The 21,186-nt window shown below is 43.6% G+C and carries 21 protein-coding genes; 13 read left to right on the top strand and 8 right to left on the bottom strand.

The window, feature by feature from the left end; genetic code table 11:
* Positions 1 to 82: 82 nt before the first annotated feature.
* Positions 83 to 1,054 carry a phosphatidylinositol-specific phospholipase C gene (locus tag C7475_RS16125; protein WP_110054641.1) on the top strand — a complete coding sequence of 324 codons (972 nt, stop codon included), beginning with the start codon at positions 83 to 85 and terminating at the stop codon, positions 1,052 to 1,054.
* Positions 1,055 to 1,188: 134 nt separating this feature from the next.
* Here the strand turns inward: C7475_RS16125 and C7475_RS16120 are convergent, their stop codons facing one another.
* On the bottom strand, positions 1,189 to 2,055 hold the full coding sequence (locus C7475_RS16120; RefSeq protein WP_110054412.1) for a hypothetical protein: 867 nt from the start codon (positions 2,053 to 2,055) through the stop codon (positions 1,189 to 1,191).
* Positions 2,056 to 2,479: 424 nt separating this feature from the next.
* Between C7475_RS16120 and C7475_RS16115 the strand changes: the two genes are divergently transcribed.
* The 5 genes from C7475_RS16115 (at position 2,480) to C7475_RS16095 (ending at position 6,080) form a co-directional block, all read left to right on the top strand.
* Entirely contained in the window at positions 2,480 to 2,887 is a 408-nt protein-coding gene (locus C7475_RS16115; RefSeq protein ID WP_110054411.1) for a hypothetical protein, read from the top strand.
* 310 nt (positions 2,888 to 3,197) lie between these two features.
* Positions 3,198 to 3,584, top strand: coding sequence for a hypothetical protein (locus C7475_RS32780; RefSeq protein WP_146217566.1), 387 nt, complete (start codon positions 3,198 to 3,200; stop codon positions 3,582 to 3,584).
* On the top strand, positions 3,581 to 4,384 hold the full coding sequence (locus C7475_RS16105; protein ID WP_110054409.1) for a sensor histidine kinase: 804 nt from the start codon (positions 3,581 to 3,583) through the stop codon (positions 4,382 to 4,384). Before C7475_RS32780 ends, C7475_RS16105 begins: the two co-directional genes overlap by 4 nt.
* A gap of 135 nt (positions 4,385 to 4,519) precedes the next feature.
* On the top strand, positions 4,520 to 5,179 hold the full coding sequence (locus tag C7475_RS16100) for a response regulator transcription factor (RefSeq protein WP_110054408.1): 660 nt from the start codon (positions 4,520 to 4,522) through the stop codon (positions 5,177 to 5,179).
* Positions 5,180 to 5,243: 64 nt separating this feature from the next.
* Positions 5,244 to 6,080 carry a DUF2911 domain-containing protein gene (locus tag C7475_RS16095; RefSeq protein ID WP_110054407.1) on the top strand — a complete coding sequence of 279 codons (837 nt, stop codon included), beginning with the start codon at positions 5,244 to 5,246 and terminating at the stop codon, positions 6,078 to 6,080.
* A 167-nt stretch (positions 6,081 to 6,247) separates the two neighbouring features.
* Here the strand turns inward: C7475_RS16095 and C7475_RS16090 are convergent, their stop codons facing one another.
* Entirely contained in the window at positions 6,248 to 6,484 is a 237-nt protein-coding gene (locus tag C7475_RS16090) for a VF530 family DNA-binding protein (protein ID WP_110054406.1), read from the bottom strand.
* Between the two features lie 61 nt (positions 6,485 to 6,545).
* Positions 6,546 to 6,932: a VOC family protein gene (locus C7475_RS16085; RefSeq protein WP_110054405.1), complete on the bottom strand. Its 387-nt coding sequence runs from the start codon at positions 6,930 to 6,932 to the stop codon at positions 6,546 to 6,548.
* A 249-nt stretch (positions 6,933 to 7,181) separates the two neighbouring features.
* Between C7475_RS16085 and C7475_RS16080 the strand changes: the two genes are divergently transcribed.
* The 3 genes from C7475_RS16080 to C7475_RS16070 are packed head-to-tail and all read left to right on the top strand — an operon-like array spanning position 7,182 to position 9,051.
* On the top strand, positions 7,182 to 7,562 hold the full coding sequence (locus C7475_RS16080) for a DoxX-like family protein (RefSeq protein ID WP_110054404.1): 381 nt from the start codon (positions 7,182 to 7,184) through the stop codon (positions 7,560 to 7,562).
* An 8-nt stretch (positions 7,563 to 7,570) separates the two neighbouring features.
* On the top strand, positions 7,571 to 8,308 hold the full coding sequence (locus C7475_RS16075; RefSeq protein ID WP_110054403.1) for a DUF2071 domain-containing protein: 738 nt from the start codon (positions 7,571 to 7,573) through the stop codon (positions 8,306 to 8,308).
* Complete coding sequence (locus tag C7475_RS16070; RefSeq protein WP_110054402.1) at positions 8,299 to 9,051, top strand: class I SAM-dependent methyltransferase; 753 nt, start codon at positions 8,299 to 8,301, stop codon at positions 9,049 to 9,051. Before C7475_RS16075 ends, C7475_RS16070 begins: the two co-directional genes overlap by 10 nt.
* Positions 9,052 to 9,581: 530 nt before the next feature.
* Here C7475_RS16070 and C7475_RS16060 read toward each other — a convergent pair.
* Positions 9,582 to 10,733 (bottom strand): hypothetical protein, encoded by a 1,152-nt coding sequence (locus C7475_RS16060; protein ID WP_110054400.1) that lies wholly within the window; start codon positions 10,731 to 10,733, stop codon positions 9,582 to 9,584.
* Positions 10,734 to 11,197: 464 nt separating this feature from the next.
* Between C7475_RS16060 and C7475_RS16050 the strand changes: the two genes are divergently transcribed.
* Together C7475_RS16050 and C7475_RS16045 are read left to right on the top strand one after the other, a co-directional pair.
* Complete coding sequence (locus C7475_RS16050; protein ID WP_110054398.1) at positions 11,198 to 12,070, top strand: hypothetical protein; 873 nt, start codon at positions 11,198 to 11,200, stop codon at positions 12,068 to 12,070.
* A 248-nt stretch (positions 12,071 to 12,318) separates the two neighbouring features.
* The gene (locus C7475_RS16045) at positions 12,319 to 13,419 is read left to right on the top strand and encodes an acyltransferase (RefSeq protein ID WP_158286516.1); all 1,101 of its coding nucleotides are present in this window, start codon (positions 12,319 to 12,321) and stop codon (positions 13,417 to 13,419) included.
* A 143-nt stretch (positions 13,420 to 13,562) separates the two neighbouring features.
* On the opposite strand, the gene C7475_RS16040 is transcribed toward C7475_RS16045, so the two are convergent.
* From C7475_RS16040 to C7475_RS16025, 4 genes are all read right to left on the bottom strand, one after another.
* Positions 13,563 to 15,287 carry a sodium:solute symporter gene (locus C7475_RS16040; protein WP_110054396.1) on the bottom strand — a complete coding sequence of 575 codons (1,725 nt, stop codon included), beginning with the start codon at positions 15,285 to 15,287 and terminating at the stop codon, positions 13,563 to 13,565.
* 321 nt (positions 15,288 to 15,608) lie between these two features.
* Positions 15,609 to 18,086, bottom strand: a complete 2,478-nt coding sequence (locus tag C7475_RS16035) for a PIG-L family deacetylase (RefSeq protein WP_110054395.1) — start codon at positions 18,084 to 18,086, stop codon at positions 15,609 to 15,611.
* A gap of 80 nt (positions 18,087 to 18,166) precedes the next feature.
* The gene (locus C7475_RS16030) at positions 18,167 to 18,496 is read right to left on the bottom strand and encodes a DMT family protein (RefSeq protein ID WP_110054394.1); all 330 of its coding nucleotides are present in this window, start codon (positions 18,494 to 18,496) and stop codon (positions 18,167 to 18,169) included.
* Positions 18,497 to 18,789: 293 nt separating this feature from the next.
* Positions 18,790 to 19,104: a carboxypeptidase-like regulatory domain-containing protein gene (locus tag C7475_RS16025; protein ID WP_110054393.1), complete on the bottom strand. Its 315-nt coding sequence runs from the start codon at positions 19,102 to 19,104 to the stop codon at positions 18,790 to 18,792.
* A gap of 385 nt (positions 19,105 to 19,489) precedes the next feature.
* Here C7475_RS16025 and C7475_RS16020 point away from each other — a divergent pair, with 385 nt between their 5' ends.
* Both C7475_RS16020 and C7475_RS16015 read left to right on the top strand, forming a co-directional pair.
* The gene (locus tag C7475_RS16020) at positions 19,490 to 20,032 is read left to right on the top strand and encodes an RNA polymerase sigma-70 factor (RefSeq protein WP_110054392.1); all 543 of its coding nucleotides are present in this window, start codon (positions 19,490 to 19,492) and stop codon (positions 20,030 to 20,032) included.
* A gap of 146 nt (positions 20,033 to 20,178) precedes the next feature.
* On the top strand, positions 20,179 to 21,186 hold the full coding sequence (locus C7475_RS16015; RefSeq protein WP_110054391.1) for a FecR family protein: 1,008 nt from the start codon (positions 20,179 to 20,181) through the stop codon (positions 21,184 to 21,186).

Here is a 21,186-nt window from a genome sequence, read left to right as displayed (position 1 = left end):
TAGTGAGAGGACCGCATAAGTGATGTACCGATGGAAGCCTGTAAGAAGACCTATAAAACCTTATAAACCTAAACCTACACAGATGAACACACAACGTTTCATGCCCGTTGCAGGCATCCTGCTGTCTGCTGTATTTTTCAATTCCTGTACCAAAGAAGACATCACCTCGCCAAAACTGAAGGCGGACAATGAAGTAGCCGTTACCACAGAAGCTGCTGCTGTAGCCATGAATAACTGGATGACCGGCCTTCCTGATAACAGTAGTATTGCATCTCTGTCCATTCCCGGCACACATGACAGTGGTGCGCGCCAGGAACCGGTATCGGGTACGGCTAAATGCCAGGATCTGACCATAGCGGCACAACTGGAAGCAGGCGTTCGTTTCCTGGACATCCGTTGCCGCCACATTGGCAATGCGTTCGCTATTCATCATGGCGCGATCTATCAGAACCTGAATTTCAATGACGTATTACTGGCCTGTACTGGCTTTCTGACCAGCCATCCGGGAGAGACTATCATCATGAGTGTAAAGGAAGAATATGATGCTACTGACAATACCAGGAGCTTCGAGCAGACTTTTGACACCTATGTACAGCAGTATGCCAGCTTCTGGTCTTTAGGCGCGACTATCCCTACATTGGGACAGGTAAGAGGAAAGATCGTGTTATTCAGAAGGTTCGGCGCTACAGCTGCACCAAAAGGTATTGATGCTACTGCCTGGGCTGATAATACCACTTTTACCATCAACAATAGTAATGCAAATCTGAAGGTGCAGGACCAGTATGTAGTACCTGACAACAATGTTAAATGGAACAACATCAATACACTGTTCACTGAAGCGAAGACTACAAGCAACAACGTACTGTACGTGAATTTCAGCAGTGGTTACAAGTCACTGATCTTCGGTATTCCGAGCATTACAACGGTATCGGGGAATATCAACCCGAGGTTGAATACCTATTTTACAACAAATACGCATGGAAGATTTGGTGTTATACCAATGGATTTTGTGAATGCGGAGAGAGCTTCCCTGATCGTAAACACGAATTTTTAGGCATAAAAAAAACAGCTACCCTGGGAACTGTTAGACGGGTAGCTGTTTTTTACTGAATGTGTATGTGTGGGTCACCAAACGTAATACTGAAGGCTTGTAGTACTGGAATATAGGTTTAAATAGTACCTTATCTCTTAGTGACTTACCAGTGAGGACTTTCGTCCTGGCACTGCCCAATTGCTTAACCAACCGGGTACATAGCCTGATGTCTTTTTACTGCCCCTGTCCTGCATGAAGATATTGATCATGCTACAGGAACTTATAGATTTCCGTTCCGGCATTGTTCCTACCTGGGCTTCTTCTTCCCAGAGCAGTTGTTTGTCCCGGTATACTTTGAAGTAGATATCCGGTCCACTTACCTGACGGCGTTCTCCAACCAGCATAAGTCTGCTGGTCAGTTCCTTCCGGCTGAACCGGAGTTGATAGCGTCCTTTTTCGTCGGTACGCGCGCATCCCAATAAGCGATGGTTTCCGGCATTGTACGCTTCTACTTTTAATGCTGCTTGTCCCTCTCTGGAATGTAACTGCCTGACTGTGCCGGCAATTACCCAGGTACCATAATTGGCCCTTATCTGGCTCCAGCTTTCTGCTGGTAAAATGTATGCATAAGCTGCGACGTATCGCAGGCCTGAACGTTTCCAGTCTGGCGCCAGTGTACTCAGGTGGTAATGGGATTCCATTCCTCTGATGTCTGCCTGTTCGGGCATATGGCGCAGACAAATGTCAAGTTCAAGCGGTTCCGTAAAAAGATGCAGTTGTTCCCAGGTCAGCGTAAAATCACCTCTCTCATCCAATCGGGTCTCGGCAAGTAAGCGGTCACGCTTTGCTTCGACCTGTCCCGCGGTAAGCTGACCGGGACCATTAAATACGTTTTTTTGGGGGTGGGGTCCTAAGGGGTGGCGCCCATCTGGTAAATAAACACGTAAAAATGCATCTACCAAAGGTTCTGTACACTCTTCCGAGATCAATGCAGAAATGTTTCCAATTAACAGATAACACATAGCTTTAAGATTTAAAAGAAGGGGTTAACATACTTAACCTCATCCTGGCCGATATGGATAGCCGTTATTTTCTCTGCATTGTCTAGTAAAGGAAGAACAAACATGGGTAGAAAGGCCCATTACTATGCTCGTGTGTGTTAAAGAATTCATCTGTAACTCACTATGCAAAGATTGATAAGTTATGATTGTCAAACAAGCGTTAAAGTACTGTTTGCAAAGAATGCGTAGTTCTACGTATTTTTTGTGGAGGGGTACGGAAGTGTTTTGGGGCTAAAAACGGATAAAACCATCATTAAAAATTGATTGTCAAATAATTAATGCATTATTAAAACACTACATGGTACGAAGATGTTATATGCATAGATGCTTTGCCGAGTGATTATTTATAATAATTTTACCATCAACTTAAAAAACCACAGCACACATGGAGAAGCCAAAACACTTTCCCCCAGACGCTGGCTCCTTTATCTCCAAGAAGGAAGCCGAAAGAATAAGGGGCAATTACATGAACAAAAAAAGGAAGAAATACGGGAATGATGAGTTCATCCAGGCTTATTTCTTCGGAAAAGACAAATTATTGGAGCTTCTTTCCTGCCAGGAAGACATTACCGGGTTACGTATCTACTACGGTAATGATACTGACAATGACGGAATTGAAGACAGAAAAATGGTAATTTATGCTGTTGACAAAAAGGGTCAGAACATTCTTTACAAAAAGAAAACAGAAACCACAGATGCCAACTCATTTTCAGCTTCTGCAGCGAAAGGTGTAGTTGATGATGAAGGCGGTGCGCTTGATACCGGTCTTCCATGCCCTGCAGATTGTCCATGAGTGGTTCATCTATTTAAACCCAAGCTAAGTGTACATTCATTTAATTTTGTTTTACATTACCTGGGGGATCGAATGCTTGCTTTTGATCCCCTTTATTATTCACTTCAGTAAGCTTGACAAAAGCGGAAAGTGGGTTTTCTACTATCTGATCAGCAGTATTTTTTTTGCCACTGGCTCAAAGGTTGTCGCTCAAATCTGGGGAAATAATCTGTGGTTCTGGAATTCGATGTATTTCATACAGTTCGTAATACTATCCTCATACTTTCATGAGATAATTAAATCTAAACCAATCAGACTTATTACACAGGTAATGATAGTCCCTGTATTTGTATTTGTCGTACTTGACTATCTTTTTCTTGAAGGTCCCAACGTTTACAACTCTTATGCTATAGCCGCCGAAACGCTTATCCTGATGATCTATGGAGCACTCTTTTTCTGGCAATTGCTTCGTGATGAAGAACTGGTACAACAATCCATCTTTATCAATTCTATGCCTGACTTCTGGTATAATGCGGGGATCTTTATTTATCATTGTAGCTTTTTCTTATTTTCTCTTGCCTATAGTATCCTGAATTTTGGTGATAAAGGAGTAAAAGGCTCCGCACGTTTAACGCTTGCTGTGACGTTTGGTGCCGCCATCATTCAACTGATACTTTTATTTATTGGTCTTTCAAAAGCTAAAAAGGTCCATTCATGAGATTTTCAGACATACTCATTATCGGGACAGCAGTCATGTGCTTATTAAGCATCCTGGTAATAGTATTGGTTATATTTCAGCAAAAGCAGGTAATACAACATAAACTGGCTATCCGTGATAAAGATCTGCAATTACAGAAAGAACGGCTGATGGCCATTTTACAAGGCCAGGAACAGGAACGCAAACGCATTGCCGAAGACCTCCATGATGAAGTGGGGGCGCAGTTATCCGTATTGAAACTCAATCTTAACCAGTTACAACCTTTATTGAAAACCGGTAACGGAGAATTAGAACAGTTAAAGGAAACCAAAGATTTTACCGATACGATCATACAGCATCTCCGCTTCATCTCTCAAAGTCTCCATCCCCAGGCACTTGAAAACCTCGGACTATCCAAAGCGCTCGATTCCTTTTGTAACCTGATGAACAAGAACAAACAGGTGAAGATCCTGTTTAAGGATGAAGGCGGGCTGCAGCACGTAGATATTGAAAAAGCCCTGAACATCTACCGTGTTGTGCAGGAGCTCATCAATAACATTCTCAAACATGCCCAGGCCACACAGATAGAGATCACTTACAGAAGCACCCCTAACTTACTGCAAATCAATGTGACAGACAACGGAAACGGCTTATTGCTCCGCTCACTGGAGAACTCCCGCCAGAAGACCGGTAGTCTCGGACTGAAAAATATTGAGAGCCGTCTCAACGTAATTGGTGGCAGTATCAGGTATCTTCCCGGCCAGAATTGCGGTACAAATGCTGAAATAAGGTTGGAAAATTTCCAAAGCGCCGAGGAATAGCACGAATTTTTCTAGCTTTGTCCTGCTGAGCAGTCGATATCCTATGACCTGGGACCTTACCTCCCTGTCATGGCAGTGCTATCATTCTGTATTAGCAAAGGGACAATCTAACAAATATTTAAACAGCCTTCCCCTATGGTGAACAACATTAAAGTAGCCATCGCCGATGATCATAAGATCTTTCGTAGTGGCGTTATTAATACCCTCACCCCTTACGAGAATATAAGCGTTGTGTTTGAAGCTGAAGACGGGGTGCATCTACTGCAGATAATGGAAGAGCAACAGCCTGACGTTATACTGATGGACCTGAAAATGCCCAATATGGATGGCATTGAGGCCACTAAAAAGGTGCGTGAAAAATATGCTAATGTTAAAGTGATCGTTCTCACCATGTATGAAGACGATAACTTCATCGTACACCTCATCGAAAACGGCGCTAACGCTTACCTGCTCAAAAATGCAGAACCCGGAGAAATTTACGAAGCTATCTGTACCACCTACGAAAAAGGCTTTTACTTCAATGAGAACGTAAACCTTGCCCTGCTGAAGAAGGTGATGCACAAGAACAAACAGCACTTCAAGCCTACCTTCCGCAACGAAGTCCAACTCACTGACCGTGAACTTGAAGTGCTCCGCCTGATCTGTAACGAGTATACTACCCAGGAGATCTCCAAAGAAATATTTCTGAGCCCCCGTACCGTAGAAGGCCTTCGCCAGAAGCTGCTGGAAAAGACCGGAGCCAAGAATATTGTCGGCCTCGTGATGCATGCTTTCAGAAACGGGTTGATTGAATGATAAGTGGGTTGACAGAATGACAAAGATGCCTCATCTTTGCAGCTCATTAAACCACCAAACTCACATGAAACCTTTATTTCGTTACCTGGCTGCCGGTTCTCTGATGCTTTGCGCACAGTTATCCATTGCCCAGGTAAAAATGCCTGCTCCAAGCCCTGGACAGACCATTCACCAGGATTTCGCGTTATCTTTCGTTGAAGTAAACTACTCCCGCCCAGCTATGAAAGGCAGAACCATCATGGGCGACCTCGTTCCTTATGGTAAAGTGTGGAGAACCGGTGCTAACAGCGCTACTACCATCACTTTCGGCGAGGACATTACCTTCGGCGGTACCGCAGTGAAAGCTGGTAAATATGGCCTGCTGACTATCCCTGGCCAGTCTGAGTGGACAGTTATCCTGAGCAAAAGCCTGGATGTAACCAGCCCCGCTGCTTACAAGCCTGAGAATGATGTAGTTCGCGTTAAAGTAGCTCCTATCGAGTTACCTTATGCGATCGAAAACTTCATGATCACTTTTGACAATGTTCAGTCTAACGCTGCTAACTTAATGCTGCTGTGGGAAAAGACCCTGATCACTATTCCGTTGACTGCCGACGTTGACAGCAAAGTGATCACACAGCTGGACGCTGCAATGAAAGGTGAGAAAAAACCTTATTTCCAGGCTGCTTCTTACTATTTCGAAACTAACCGCGACCTGAAAAAGGCACTGACATGGGTTGACGAGGCTATAAAGGAAAATCCTACCGCTTTCTGGATCGCTACGCTGAAAGCGCGTATCCAGGCTAAATCCGGCGACAAAAAAGGTGCGAAAGCTACTGCTGAAAAAGCGATCGAACTGGCTAAAACTGCCAAGAACGATGATTATGTAGTGATCAACCAGAAGCTGATTGCTTCTCTGTAAGAACGTCGCTTAACCTATATGTGTTGAACGTCTTCAGTTTCAGTAAGTGTAAAATGTGAGACACATTTTATCACTTACTGAAACTTATTCTTCCAGACTACCGCCTATATTATTTCTGTCCATTACTGCTTCCATTTCTTATTGTTAGCTCCCTCTAACCTCAACGTCTACTTCAACTTTCCTTCCCTCAACGCATTTTTATAGAAATCTTCCACCTTGGTACGAGCCCAGGGCGTCTTACGCAGGAATTTGAGACTGGACTGTATGGAAGGATTGCTGATAAAACAATTTATACGGACCTGGTACCCCAGCTCATCCCATCCATAGCTGTCTACAAGCTGAGTAATGATCTTTTCAAGTGTTATTCCGTGTAAAGGATCTTTTGACGTATTCCCTGTTTCCATATGCCGCTGTTTGCATCACAAAGATATAGTACATAACACTAACTAGCCGGACAATAGCAGGCTACATCTGAAATACGTTGAACTTATGCCCGTCAGGGTCTGCAAACACAAAACCGTAATAGCCCTTCCCAAACTCCTCCGGTTTGGAAACGATAGTCCCTCCGGCCTCACGTATCTCTTTTTCCCAACTGTCAACCTCTTGCCTGCTACTTGCCGATAGAGTGAATATAATTTCATTCCCGGCTTTTGTATCAATTATCTCTCCTTTCATGCCATCTAGCAGCACATCCCGCAAAAAGAAATGGATAATAAAGTCATCGTCGCCAAAGAAGAAACTCGTCAGTTGTTCCGACGCGCCGTTATGCTTAAATCCGAGTTGTTGATAGAATTTGGTGGTTCGTTCTAAATCCTGGACACTGAAATTGGCCCATATTTTCTTTGTTTTCATAAACTAATGGTTTTATGGTTACCAGCTTTTCTTTTGATATGCTTAGCCGGTTGTTCTTTTACTCATGCTTATTGTACAAGACGTTATAAGGTAGCTTTTTTTATTGAATTCACGCTTAAATGATTGCGGTTAGCTGGTGCTTCATATGTATGTGTAATCTTCCGCGTTATTGGATTTTTGCCGGTAATCTTTAAATACTTTCACCGAACTCTTTTGTACCTTCATAACCTATGAAATCGCACTATTCGCATGCGGAATACTTACATTTATAAAGTACTAACTTACCTTATTGCACTTGTCTGGCTGATAAACGGCCTGCTCTGTAAAGTCCTGGACCTGGTTCCGCGCCACGAACAAATTGTTGCCAGGATATTGGGCGCCAGGTATTCAAGATCACTTACATTGGCAATCGGATTATCGGAAATTGGAATGGCCGTCTGGACATTAAGTGGGATCAGATCAAGGTATAATGCCATGCTTCAGATGACGATCGTGGCAGCAATGAATGTGCTTGAGTTCTTTCTTGTACCTGATCTGCTGCTGTGGGGCAGACTGAATTCTCTCTTTGCATTCTTTTTTATATTGACTATTTACTACTCAGAATTTAAACTAAATCCGAATCAGACATAAACATCTATATGTTCTCAGGTCTTAAAAATCACCCCTTCGCCGTCAAAGCATTTTTTGAGAGCTCAATAGTATTGACTTTTGCCGTGGCAAAGGAACAATTAACGCGGCTCATTCCACCTTGCCTGGAACTTGATACGTTTGATAATAAATATGGGTTTATTGCAGTAGCAATGGTTCAGACGACGAAGCTTCGTCCGGATGGTTTCCCGGGCTTTATGGGCAATAACTTCTTCTTAATCGGATATAGGGTATTTGTGAGATACACCGACAATGCAGGTAAAAATCTGCGTGGATTATACATCCTCAAGTCGGAAACGGATAAAAGAAAGATGGAAATCCTGGGGAATATATTTACCCACTATAATTATACCACCACCGACATTAAGCAGGTAGAATCAGGCGACATAAGAACATTTGAATCTGCAAAATCCGACTTCAAAGTTTCCATAGATGTTGCTGAAGGAGATGTGGCGTTACCTGCTAATTCACCATTCAATGACTGGAAAGAAGCACGACGGTTTGCCGGCCCACTTCCCTTTACGTTCAGATTTAATGCAGCAACAAAAGAGGTGTTGATCATTGAAGGTGTAAGGCAAAACTGGACACCAAAACCAATAAAAGTTATTGATCACCGCTTTTCATTTTTTGATGCTCTCAATATTGAAAATCCGGTCCTCGCCAATGCTTTCATTATTAATAAGGTTCCATACTATTGGAAAAAAGGTAAACTAGAGATATGGAAGTAACAAGAACGCCTTTCCAGGGCGTACTAAACATCATCCGGTTCAACTGGCATTTCTATTTATTCTCCTTTATTTTTGTAATACTTACCAGTATTGTAGCCGGTTACTTTAAAGCGTTTCCGGTACTCTACCTTGTTCCCGCGCTGGCCTTTGCAACAAGCGTTGGCTCTTTGCTGGTATCATGCTATGTTTATGACCTCTCCGGTCTATATCGCCTAGATTGGATAAATAGTACAAAGACTGAACGTCTGATCGTAAATATCCATGCAGGATTTGATGAAACGAGCCTCTTACTTGAACAAAAATATGAGAATGCGGAACTGCGGATAATAGACTTCTACGATCCGCAAAAACACACAGAACTTTCTATCAAACGAGCTCGAAAAGCCTATCCGGCTCTTCCACAAACAATACCGGCTGAGACAGACAGACTACCAATTGAAGACGCTTCAGCAGATAAAATATTCGTTATTTTTTCTGCACACGAAATACGGAATAAGACAGAGAGGTCAGATTTTATGAGAGAACTTGCCAGGATCATAAAACCTGGCGGAGAAATCTATCTAACGGAGCACCTGAGAGATACTGCGAATTTTATCGCCTATAATATTGGCTTTCTGCATTTCTATACAAGGAAATCCTGGTTGCAACTTTTCAGCAATGCTGATCTAAAGCTGAATAAGGAGATTAAGCTTACTCCATTTATTTCGACTTTTATAATTTCTAAAAATGATACTCCATTTTAGGATAATAGGATCGCTTTTAATTTTCCTGGCACTTAGCCACGCTATATTCCCCAGGTATTTCAACTGGCGGAAAGAACTCCAGCCACTGAGTTTGATCAATCGTCAGATAATGACTGTTCATACATTCTTTATCGCTCTTTGTGTCTTTCTTTTAGGCTTACTATGCCTGACTTCGGGTAATGAACTTATCAATACTCCCTTCGGTAAGAAAATATCATTAGGTATGGGGCTATTCTGGCTAACCAGGTTCTTCGTTCAATTCTTTTGGTATTCATCAGCCCTTTGGAAGGGCAAAAAGTTTGAAACAACTGTCCATATACTGTTTTCAATGTTATTCGGATACATGAGTATCGCATTTTTAATCACATACTTTACTTAGTGTTTCGGCGGCAGTTTTCAACAAGCACCTATAAAGGCTATACCAATGTCCCAAAAACCTATCCTATAACAAAAGAGGATGCCTCAAATAAATGAGACATCCTCTTTTGTTATAGGTAACTGTTATAAAACAATTGAGCATTCAGCGGTATTTATAACGCGAACTCACCTGTCTCAATATCTACACGGGTGGCCATAGGCGCTTTCTTGCGGATATATGGAATATTATCTACTAACGGTAAAACAGCTGATCCTGCTGCCGCTCCTGCTATAGCTCCTCCTATTAATCCTCCTCCCGCTGCACTGGCGATGATTGCATTGTTCCTCTTGCGGGCCTGTGAAAGATAACTTGTCAGCGCAATGCTATTCTGCTTTTGTTCAATTGGAATCAGCTGATCGTAATGTTGTTTGTACAAAATACCATTCTTACGTACGCCCCAGAATTTATCAACAAGTGTTTTGTTACCACTGCCGTCTGTTTTATAGAAATGCACTGCATTATTATCAAGGCTATAAGTTATATTTGAAATAGACGGCTGATCATTAATGAATTCCTTAAAAGTCAAATAAATGCCATCTGCATGCTCTTTTGCTTCCAAAGCAGGTACATGGTAGCGTTGCAATGCTTTTTCCCTGATGGCAGCCATTGTATAAACAGGATTGTCAGCGTTTGGAACTGTTGTAAGAGACCGGTCCAGTAAGATCTGTAAGGCGGTAGCAATATTCTCTCCATGTTTGTGAGTTACGTCCATACCTCCCTTTACCAGTATTGTATCCAATACTGCAACCTGTCTGAATGCATCACCGTTACTTCCTGTGAACGAAATTGCTTTAAGATGTAGAAAGCTTTTCTCACTCATATTAAATGTTCGTTCACTAACACGCAGTTCCTGTATGACCCATATAAGTTGGGCGGCATCTTTTTTATACATCGGACCATACCGGCGATCGACGTAAGATTGCAAATACTCCGTGTAAGGCTTGTCCGGCCCCGCTTCCTTCCACCGGTTAAACATGCCGGTCTGCACGTAGCCCAATGATGAGGAATCGCTTACGGCATTAATTATTTGAATGCCTGAAATATTTATACTTCCTAAGTCCTTTTCTTCCGGACCAAAGGCTGGCAGGGATATTGTTGTGGAAGTGCTACTACTATCAGTAATGCCGGATTTCCCGTTTGCTTTAAACGGGTCTTTAGCCTTACGGTTAGAATGTATAGTAACGTCGTCATCAGCATATTGAGCGGATGCAATGGTAACAGGGAAGATAAAAAGTACTAGAGATAACCAACGGACATTTTTCATGTGTAATTATTTATGATAGCAGGTTTAAAGCGATTTAACGTTGCCCTACGGGGTACTTTACACGATGCAAAGCAACGACTTTTTCATCATCCACCCAAGAATGTCCCAAACATCCGTGTAACCACTTATATTTACAATAAAAAAATATATAATATACAAAATTTGTATAAATTGCATCCGCTTATTCCTATGTCCATGTATCATGTACACCGAAGTAACGGGCAACAGGTCTTGCCGGATGCTTCAATGAAGAAAACCCTAAGTACTGGCATTGATCATTCTGATATCGTGCGAACACTGGAAATTACAGAAGAGTTGAGTGTTGACATCAGATCACATAATTATAAAAGGGACAGCATTAAAACAGGCATGACAGTAATTTTGGCTGGTCTTTATCCGGAGTGCCACTTTCAGTTGAGAAATCAAAACCATATTATAAAATCTCTATTACCTAAAATTCATTTATGAGTATCAACGTTAAAACGTTACTGGGAAAAAATAACCTGGATTTTTCCATCTCATGCCTCAGAAGTTTTGTAGAAAACTCCGAAACACCCATCAGACTGGTTATACTTGATGATGGCTCTTTAACCAGTGTAGAAGTTGAAAGGTTGCAGAGTGCTTTTAAAGATTGCAAAATCGTTACCAGACAAGATAGAGATAGCATTATCCAGGAAAAGCTGAAAAACTATCCTACCTGTTATAAATACAGAGAGCAGGTTATCTACGCTCATAAAATATTTGACGCAATGCTTTATGACGATGAAGACCTGATCTTTATCGACAGCGATGTGTATTTCAAGCGGAAATATACCTGGCCTGACTTCAATGGCATTCCGACATTTATGATGGGAAGACAGCATGCTTACTCTTTTACCCATATGGAATTTCTGAAGGTTAAATATCCGATCTTCCCATACGTAAATACAGGTATGATCTATTGTCCGCGGGAGAAGTTTGATCTGGCGTTTATAGAGGAAGTGCTGAATGATCAGATCATAAATAAGGGTATCGGCCGTATTTCCTGGCTGGAACAAACAATGTGGGCTTTCATTGCTGCAAAAGCGGGCGCTATACGTTATTTTGATCCATTCCAGGTGGTGATGGCAGGTGGTGATCTGATACTGAAAGAAAATACATTGGCGGTTCACCTTGTTTCGGCTTACAGAGGCGAATACAAATTACTGCTTAAAGAAGACGTTATAAACAAAGACAAAATTGAACCGATCAAGCTTATTACAAAGACGAAATTCGTAAGCATACCAGCGTTCTGGATAGACAGGCTTAAAAAGAAATTAAGACGTCATTTCAAGCCCTATAAGCCCGTTGCAGCCTGATAAACCTTGTGCAATAAGCTCGCGTTCCCAACTTATTTTCATGAAGACATTTCTTAGTCGGATGAGTATAAAGTTTATCCTAAAATATCGGATGATAAAAGTCAGCAACTGCTGGCTTTTGTCATTTTAGGCCACGGAAGTATCGCTTATTTAAGGAATAGTCCTTGCTGGGCGGGACTATGCGGGAGAGGATACCACAATCACGTACCTATACAACATTTAAGAAGTTTCAAATCCAGCATTACCATATGATAAAACCGCTAACATCCCTACGTTTAATATTTGCCTTAATGGTGTTTTCCCATCACCTGTTATTTTTCAGGGATTCTTCTGATCCTACTTTATCAGGTTTGTATCAGTCGTACTTCTCTGAAGGATTTATTGGCGTAAGCTTCTTTTTTATATTAAGTGGGTTCGTACTTTCATTAGCGTATACTGAAAGATTTAAAGACCAGACCATCACAACAAAGGAATACCTCATTGCGCGGTTTGCCCGTATTTACCCGCTTCATTTTCTTACATTCCTCCTGGCCATTCCCAGGGTGCTATCCAGACAGAACGGACACGTTAACGCGAAGTTTTTCGGGACTATGGGATTAAATGTTAGTCTGCTACAAAGCTATCTCCCGTTCAGTGGCAGTTACCTGTCTTTTAACAGTGTATCATGGAGCATTTCAGCGGAATTCTTCTTCTATGCGATGTTTCCGCTATTACTGATAGCCATATATAAAGCAAAAAGCAAAATAGCTTTGTGGGCGCCACTGTTCCTTATTCCGGTATTGATCTTTCTTACTCCGGAACAATGGCATAAGGACATCTTCTATATCAATCCAATTATAAGGATCTCTGACTTTTTTATAGGTATGATGTTGTACCGCCTCTATGTTGGTGGTGTATTAAAACCAACTGGTAACCGTAGTGCAACAATACTTGAGATATCCGCAATCGCCTTACTGGGCGTGTTCTTTGCATTCAAAAACAGTGTACCTGAAGGTTACAGATACTGCGTTTATTACTGGATACCGATGGCCCTGATAGTACTTGTATTTTCCTATCAGCAGGGAGCGATATCAAGACTGCTGAGTAACCGTGTTCTCGTACTGGGCGGAGAGATCAGCTTTGCATTCTACATGTGTCATGTGCTGTTCATCTATTACGGGCCATCCGTTAACAGCTTCCTGCATTTATCGCTTAGTGATTATGTGTTAGCGCCTGTGATGCTGGCCGTTTCCTTAGGCGCCAGTTATGTGCTCTTTAAGTATTTTGAGATGCCGATGAACAAATGGATCAAGAAGAAGTTTGCAGAAAGTGCGCCGAAGAAAGTAAAGGTTAGTGTATCGGCGGTTTAGTAGAGGATAATATTGCGATGGCCCGAAATGCGATCTTTTGGCACCATAGGAGATATTACTAATTGTTAAACGGAAGCCATATAACGTCAGCGGGTGCGCCGGAATACCGGTGCACCCGCTTTTTATGTGTGTTAGTAATTAACCTACCTTTTCGTTTTTTCTTTCGCTCCCATCCATGTCGCATTTTCATTTCTCATCATCAACTGGAAGATCGCAGCAATACCTATCACCAGGAAGCAACCTATCGCGTTCAGCCAGAGGAAGGATACGATCTTTAGCAGGTATATCACGATCACACCTGCTTCAGAGATGATAGCTGCCCAGAAAGTAGCATTACCCCCGATCCTTTTACAGTAGAATGCCACCAGGAAAATACCTAGTATGACTCCATAGAACAAGGAACCCAGAATGTTCACAGCCTCTATCAGGCTACCCAGCTGACTGGCGAATTGCGCCACCGCAATACAGAAAACGCCCCATGCTATTGTCCACAGGCGGGACGCCTGCAAATAGTGACCGTCTGTTTCCTGCTTTTTGTACATGCGCTGGTAAATATCGATAACGGTCGTAGAAGCCAGTGAGTTCAGCGCAGCCGCAATACTGCCCCAGGCTGCTAAAAAGATAATGGCGATCAGCAGACCTACCAATCCTTTAGGCAAATTGTTGACCACGAAGTGCAGGAAAATGTAGTTCGTATCGTTCGTATCAGCGGCAGGATCTGCCTTTTTGATGAGGGAGATCGCTTTCTCACGTGTCTCTTCAGAAGCCTTTTCGGTTTCCTGCAAGGCCACTTTACTGCTGGCAATGGCTGTTTCATCCCCCCTCTTAATGGCAGCAGCCATTTCTTTAACCTGCGTCTGCTTTATGGTCGCCAGCCGGTTATATTCACTCTCTACTACCTTAAAGGCGGCTCCTTCTTCAGATTTATATACCTTCTTAACCTGCGCCTCATTGAAAAATACCGGTGCTCTGAAATAGAGATAAAACACAAATACCAATGCGCCTATCAGTAATATGAGGAACTGCATCGGCACTTTTACCAGACCGTTCATCAGTAGTCCCAAACGGCTTTCTGTAACTGAACGGGCAGTCAGGTAACGTCCTACCTGCGACTGGTCGGTACCGAAGTATGATAATGCCAGGAAGAACCCTCCTATCAATCCGCTCCAGATGTTGTACCTGTCCTTCCAGTCAAAATCGGTTACAATAACATTGAGCTTGTTCATTTTACCGGATACCTGTAAGGCATCCACGAAACCAACATTTGCCGGTAACAGGTGCACTACCATCCAACCGGCCAGGAACATGGCGGAAAAGATGATCACCAGCTGGAATGTCTGCGTATAACTCACAGCCCTCGTACCACCCGATACGGTATAGATGATCAGCAAGCCTCCCATTATCACGTTGGTGAGATAAATATTCCAGCCCAGCAATGATGACAGGATGATGGATGGCGCATAAATACTGATACCTGTTGAAAGCGCCCGCTGCAACAGGAAAAGGGCTGAAGTAAGCGTACGTGTCTTCAGGTCGAAACGTTGTTCCAGGTATTCGTACGCCGTATATACCTTCAGTTTATGGAAGATAGGAACGAAAGTAATGCATAGCACGACCATCGCCAGTGGCAAACCGAAATAGTACTGTACAAAGCGCATCCCGTCGGTATAGGCCTGACCGGGAGCAGACAGAAAGGTCACCGCACTTGCCTGCGTGCCGATAATCGATAATAATACTATATACCAGGGCATAGACTGGTTGTCAAGGAAATATCCCTGCATGTCGCGTTGACCGCGACTTTTCCAGACACCATACAAAATGATCCCGACCAGTGTAACCACCAGTACGATCCAATCAGCTACGCTCATGAAAATACTTTAGTAAACAAATAAAAGCCTGCTATCAGTAATGCCAGCCAGACGGTTACAAATACGTACCACATCCACCAATGTGGAAGTAATGGCGGTCGTTCTTCCTTCATAGCAATTGTCTTTTCTTAATTATCTTTCTTAATTACCTTTTTTGCCACAGGAATCCGCTCAGATATCCAAGCCCAAGGCCTATCAGCAGCCCGATATGCAACCTTTTGATCTCAAAACCAATGAGCAGTCCTACGATAACGCATAGTACGACTGCTATCGTGATTCGCGCTCCCCCTTCCCTCTTCTTGCTACTGCCCATAGAATGGTTTATTTCTTAGTTGATATCAGGTTCACAAATAAGCGGTAAGCACCGGGCACACCTGCAGGCAGTTCTCTGAAGAACGCCAGTGAGGTGTAAACATACCTGCCCTTGCCATATTTAGCTACCAGCGTGGAACCCTGGAGCGCTTCCTCTCCTTTATCATGCATGGCAAACAACTTCACATAGGCCGGATCTGCCATTTGCGTAAAGTAAAGACCTCTTTCCTGTATCCAGCCATCAAAGTCGTGATCGGTGATGTTATTCGGATAATGCATCACTTCATTTTCCGGCTGTAATATGGACACTGCCGCTGTTTCATCTGTTACACGGTCGCGCGTCAGTGTGAAAGGATAAGGCCCTATATCAGTTATCTTCAGTGGAGAACTTACATTGTACTGTACCAGATAGGTGCCGCCGTTTTTCACATACTCCATCAGGCGAGGCTGCCAGTATTTAATACGTGAGTTAACGTTATATGCCCTGACACCTGCGATGATCGCATCGTATTGTTGCAAGTCGCCGTTCATGATCTCTTTTTCATCCAGCAGGGTCACTTCATATCCTACCTGTCTCAGGGATGCTGCTACCATGTCGCCTGCACCGGCAATATAACCCAGCTTGCGGCCATTATATTTCAGATCAACAGTTACCAGTTTGGCAAATGCGTCGGGGAAAATGTTGATGTCGGGAATATGATCGTACGCAATAGTATGCAGGCTTTGTGTATACAGCTTACCTTCATTCCGTACTTCTACACGTAACGTATCCGTATGGTTAATACCGGCTACTTTCTGCGGAGCAATATGGAATGTTACAACCGTTTCATCTCCTTTGGACGTCAGCTCGTAAGGCTGCTCTGCTTCCTGGCTGGTGAAGCCGGCCGGCAGCTGAAGACGCACGGTCCCTTTAGTTTTTTGTCCCATAGCACGCAGTTTTACCTGTACCGGCTGAGGTTGCGTTTGGGTAAAAATGAACACATTGGTATTCAGCATCGCCACTACCGGAGGAGCTACTACTAATGGTTCGTACAATTCGCCCTTAACAGGGTCGGTAAATTTATACTGTACCGGTCTGGTAACGGTCATAGCCTCACCGTTGATACGCAGTTTGATCACTGCTTCCAGCGAAGGTTTGTTTTCCGGATAGCCTACCTGCATCGGATCTTTGATAGTATAGATACCGATCGGATGCGGAGACTGCAACCAGTAAGGCTGAGATACCGGCACGGAAGCAGGCAATGTCATTGTTTCCGGAATGGTACGCATACGGTTATATTCCAGCGGCAGCTTATTGAACACGGTATCTTTACCGGCAAAGCTTACCTGATCTACCGTCACGTTGGTGTTACTGTTGCATAGCAGCTGTACGCTGCCCTCAATAGGCTGACCGGGTACAACCACCTGCGCATTGCTATAAGCTTCCATCCAGAGACCAGCGCATGCCTGGATCAGTTCTTCTGTTTCTTTCAGTTTCTGTGTACGCCAGTAACCATCAGGCAGGGCCTGAATAGCCTTGCGGATAGCCAGCAATGCCGGAACTGAAGCCGCAGGATCTTCTATATTATATGCTGCCTGTGCTTTATCGACCATTTCACCGATTGCCTTCCCTCCGGGGATGCGGCTCCAGGTGGTATTGATCCCGTCCAGCAGACTGTATACCGGTTTATCGCCTTTAACGAGGCTGAAATATTCGTAAGAACTACCTCTTGCTGCTGCTACACCAAATCCCTGGCTTTTATGCTGGGAACGGCTTTCTGCGGCAATTTCCCCATAACCGCGGCCTAGCAGGTAGTTAAAGGTACCGACGTTCATCTCGAAGAGCTCTCCTTTGGAATTATCTATCGTACCGGCCCAGTTAAAGTTGTTCCACAGGATGCGGTGAGCTTTCCAGGGCTTCAGTACTTTCAGTTGTTCCGGGAACCGCTTCGGATCGGCAGCAGCTTCGTAAGCTTCTTCCGCCAGCATAGCGGAAGCGGTATGATGACCATGACCTGCACGGCTATCCGGTGGGAAACGGCATACAATAACATCGGGTTGAAATTTGCGGATCATCCACACTACATCTCGCAGGATCTTTTCTTTGTCCCAGATGGTGAATGTCTCAGCAGGATTTTTGGAGAACCCAAAATCCAGAGCGCGGGTAAAAAACTGTTCTGCGCCATCTATACGGCGTGCAGCCAACAGTTCCTGGGTACGGATAAGGCCCAGTAATTCGCCCTGCTCATCCCCTACCAGGTTTTGTCCGCCATCACCTCTGGTGAGGGATAGGTACCCGGTACGGTATAATTTCTCTTTTGCCAGGTAACCCAGTAAGCGGGTGTTCTCATCATCAGGATGAGCGGCGATATATAAAACGCTACCAAGCGTATCCAGTTTCCTGAATTGAAGTCTGATATCTGCCGCATTTACGACCGGGGTGCGTTGAGCCCATGCGGTAGCGGCGAATAATCCTGAAATGAGTATTAAACAAAATCCTTTGACCATTGCTCTTGCTTGTTAAACAGTGGCCAAAAATAGTGATTAAATATAGCTGTAAAAGAAAATGTGATAAAAGGTGAACAACGTTATTTCTTAAACATGAAATAAACTGCCCCGAGGATGAATAAAAAAGAGACGAGATAGTTCCAGCGGAGCGGTTCTTTTAAGATAAAGACAGCAAAGAGGCTGAAAACGGTGAGGGTGATCACTTCCTGGATAGTTTTCAGCTGGAAGCCTGAAAAACCCTCCTGGGCGCCAAAACGGTTGGCAGGCACCATAAAGCAATATTCAAAGAAGGCAATTCCCCAGCTGATAAGGACCACTTTCCAGAGCGGGACGTTCTCATATTTCAGATGGCCATACCAGGCAAAGGTCATAAAGGTGTTGGAAATCAGGAGGAGGATAATGGTACGCATGATAATTAAGCTCAAAAAGTGCGTAAAGATAGACGATAGATCTAAAATAATTCCACTTACAGGCAAGCAATGTGGCAATTATTGTCACTACCGTCTATCCGGTTTAATGATATTAGGGAGGGATAATAGGATGGCTGCCTGTGGGCAGGATTTTCTTCGTTGGCTAAAGTCCTGGTCCTGATATGGGGATTTCAGGAAAAAAATAAACCGGCCCAAAAGAGCCGGCCGGTTGTTACAGGTCTCAACTTTCCTATCATGCTTAGGAGTTGTAAGTTTAAACGCTAAAGCGGTGGTTAGTCCAGCTTTATTTCCCCCAGGTCTGTAGTTTTGCCGTCTTCGACTTTTACATCTTTGAGGGTGGCGTCTTTATAAGGATCTTTTGCGTCGATAATCACGGTATAGGTGCCGGCTTTGGCAGACTGTACGGAAAAGGCGCCGTCTGTAACGGGAGCCTTCAACGTATCCATGCCAGAAACGGCCCAAACTTCTGTTGCCCCGTCTACCGGTGTGATCTTGCCGCTGATGGTTCCACCGTCAAAGGTGGTAAAAGCAAAGGCCCCAACAATCAGCACAACAAGAGCCGATAGCCCAAACGTTGTCGTTTTCATACAAATTGGTTTTAGGTTTTTTACAATATTGAAATGGCTATAAAAAACTTTATTAAAACCGCACTTGATTAGCAGGCGCCTGCAAAGTGCCGCTTTGTTCACTGTCTATACATACAATACACTCAATTTGAACCTTACCATTAGTCCCTTTGAAAAAAAAGTTGTCTTTTTTTTAGCATTTGGGGTAATTTACTGGAAACCCTTTGCTATGGCGGGTTTAATTTTCAATATATTTGAATTATCAGGTTCGGTGAGCTATCAGTCAGTCAATTGGCCGATTAATTGCCAGAATAAAGTAATTTTGCTACGTTCTGTTTTTGATAGCCGACTTTAGTCCGTTGCAATAGCAATTCATAAAAATAGATTAGAAAAGATAAGTTACAGGATGCTGCCTCTCAACAATACAGATATAGTTAATGGGGTCCGGAACAGGGATAAACAAGTATTTGAAATTATATTCAATCAGTTTTCACCCTCCATGTTCAGTATTGCCTTGCGGTACCTTCGTGACCAGGACGAGGCACAGGATATCGTGCAGGATGTCTTTCTGAACCTATGGCGCACGGCAGACAACCTCGATGAACGGGCGCCCATTCAACACTATCTGGCGCGGGCCACTGTAAACACCTGTCTTAACCGGATAAAGAAAACGCAGAGACAACAGCAATACACAAAGGAACAACAGTTTACGTCTACTGAATCTACTGTCGAACACCTTTTACTGGAACACAAAGAGTTGGAAGCCCAATATTTATCTATCCTTGAGAAATTGCCGGAACAATGCCGCAGGGTATTTGAAATGAGCCGGTTCAAGGGATTGTCTCCCGCTGAAATTTCCCAACAACTGAATATTTCTATCAACACAGTCTATACTCATCTTACCACCGCATTAAAAAAGATCAGGCTGGGGCTGTTAAATCAGCAGTAACAGGGAACAAAGACCTTATATTATCTGTTTACCTCCTATATATACTATTATATAGCAAAGCCAATAATGAACAGGTCTCCCTCCACCGCACTTTTTTTTAAAATGACTAATGGTAAGGATATTTTTGATTGTATTAATACTAAGAGATGAAACAGCAACCTGATATCGATGTCGTTATCCGCTACCTGGAGGAACCAGGGAATGAGGAGCACAAACGTTCACTGGATGAATGGTTGCAGCTGGATGCTGCCAATCTGGATATCTTTCTGGAAACCAAAGCATTATGGCAGGGCGAAGTTTTACCTGCTGCTGCATCTTATAACATCTCCCGGCAATGGCAACTACTTGATGCCCAGCTCACTGCTGCTGCCATCCCTCCTGTTACCGCTACCATACAGTCACAACCGGTACAAACGGCCCCGGCAAAAGAAAAAGGCAGGATCAAACCTTTAGTGACCCGCTACTGGTGGGCTGCCGCTGCCGCCGTTCTGGTGATCGTAGCAGTTACCTTGTATCGTCAGCCTTTATATATTGCACAACAAACCGCACAGAACACTGACAGCCTCCTGCTGCCCGATGGCACGCGCCTCTATCTGAATGCGCATACTACCGTAAAATACCCCCGCCGCTTCCAGGGAAACAGCAGGGAGATATTTGTTCAACAGGGTGAGGTCTTCGTAGATGTAAAACATATGCCTGAAAAGCCCTTCTCCGTTCACCTGAAAAATGTGGATGTAGAAGTGCTGGGAACTTCCTTCGACGTAAAGGAAACCAAACAGGGCGTAAAAGTCTTTGTACAGACAGGTAAAGTGAAGGCGGTCTATAAAAACGGTAAATCAGTCATACTTACTCCGGGTGAAGAAGCAGAAATGCTCCTGGCAGGTACTACTATCAGTACCCGTCACCATCGGAACAATAACCTCATTGCCTGGAAAACAGGTCATCTGACCTTTGTTGACGCCCCTCTCTCCGAGGTGACAGCAGTACTTGAGGATTACTATAAAGTAAATATTGTTCTGAAAGGAGATGGACTGGCAGAAAGAAAACTGCTCGCTACTTTCCATAAAGAATCTCTCTCTGAGGTACTGGACATTCTGTCCAAAACATTGCAGGTAAAGGCCATACAAAAAGATAGCCTCGTAGAAATCTATTAG

The organism is Chitinophaga sp. S165 (genome assembly GCF_003182155.1).
Taxonomy (GTDB): domain Bacteria; phylum Bacteroidota; class Bacteroidia; order Chitinophagales; family Chitinophagaceae; genus Chitinophaga.
The sequence above is the reverse complement of the archived record's forward strand: the minus strand, read 5'-3'. Positions and strand labels throughout refer to the sequence as shown.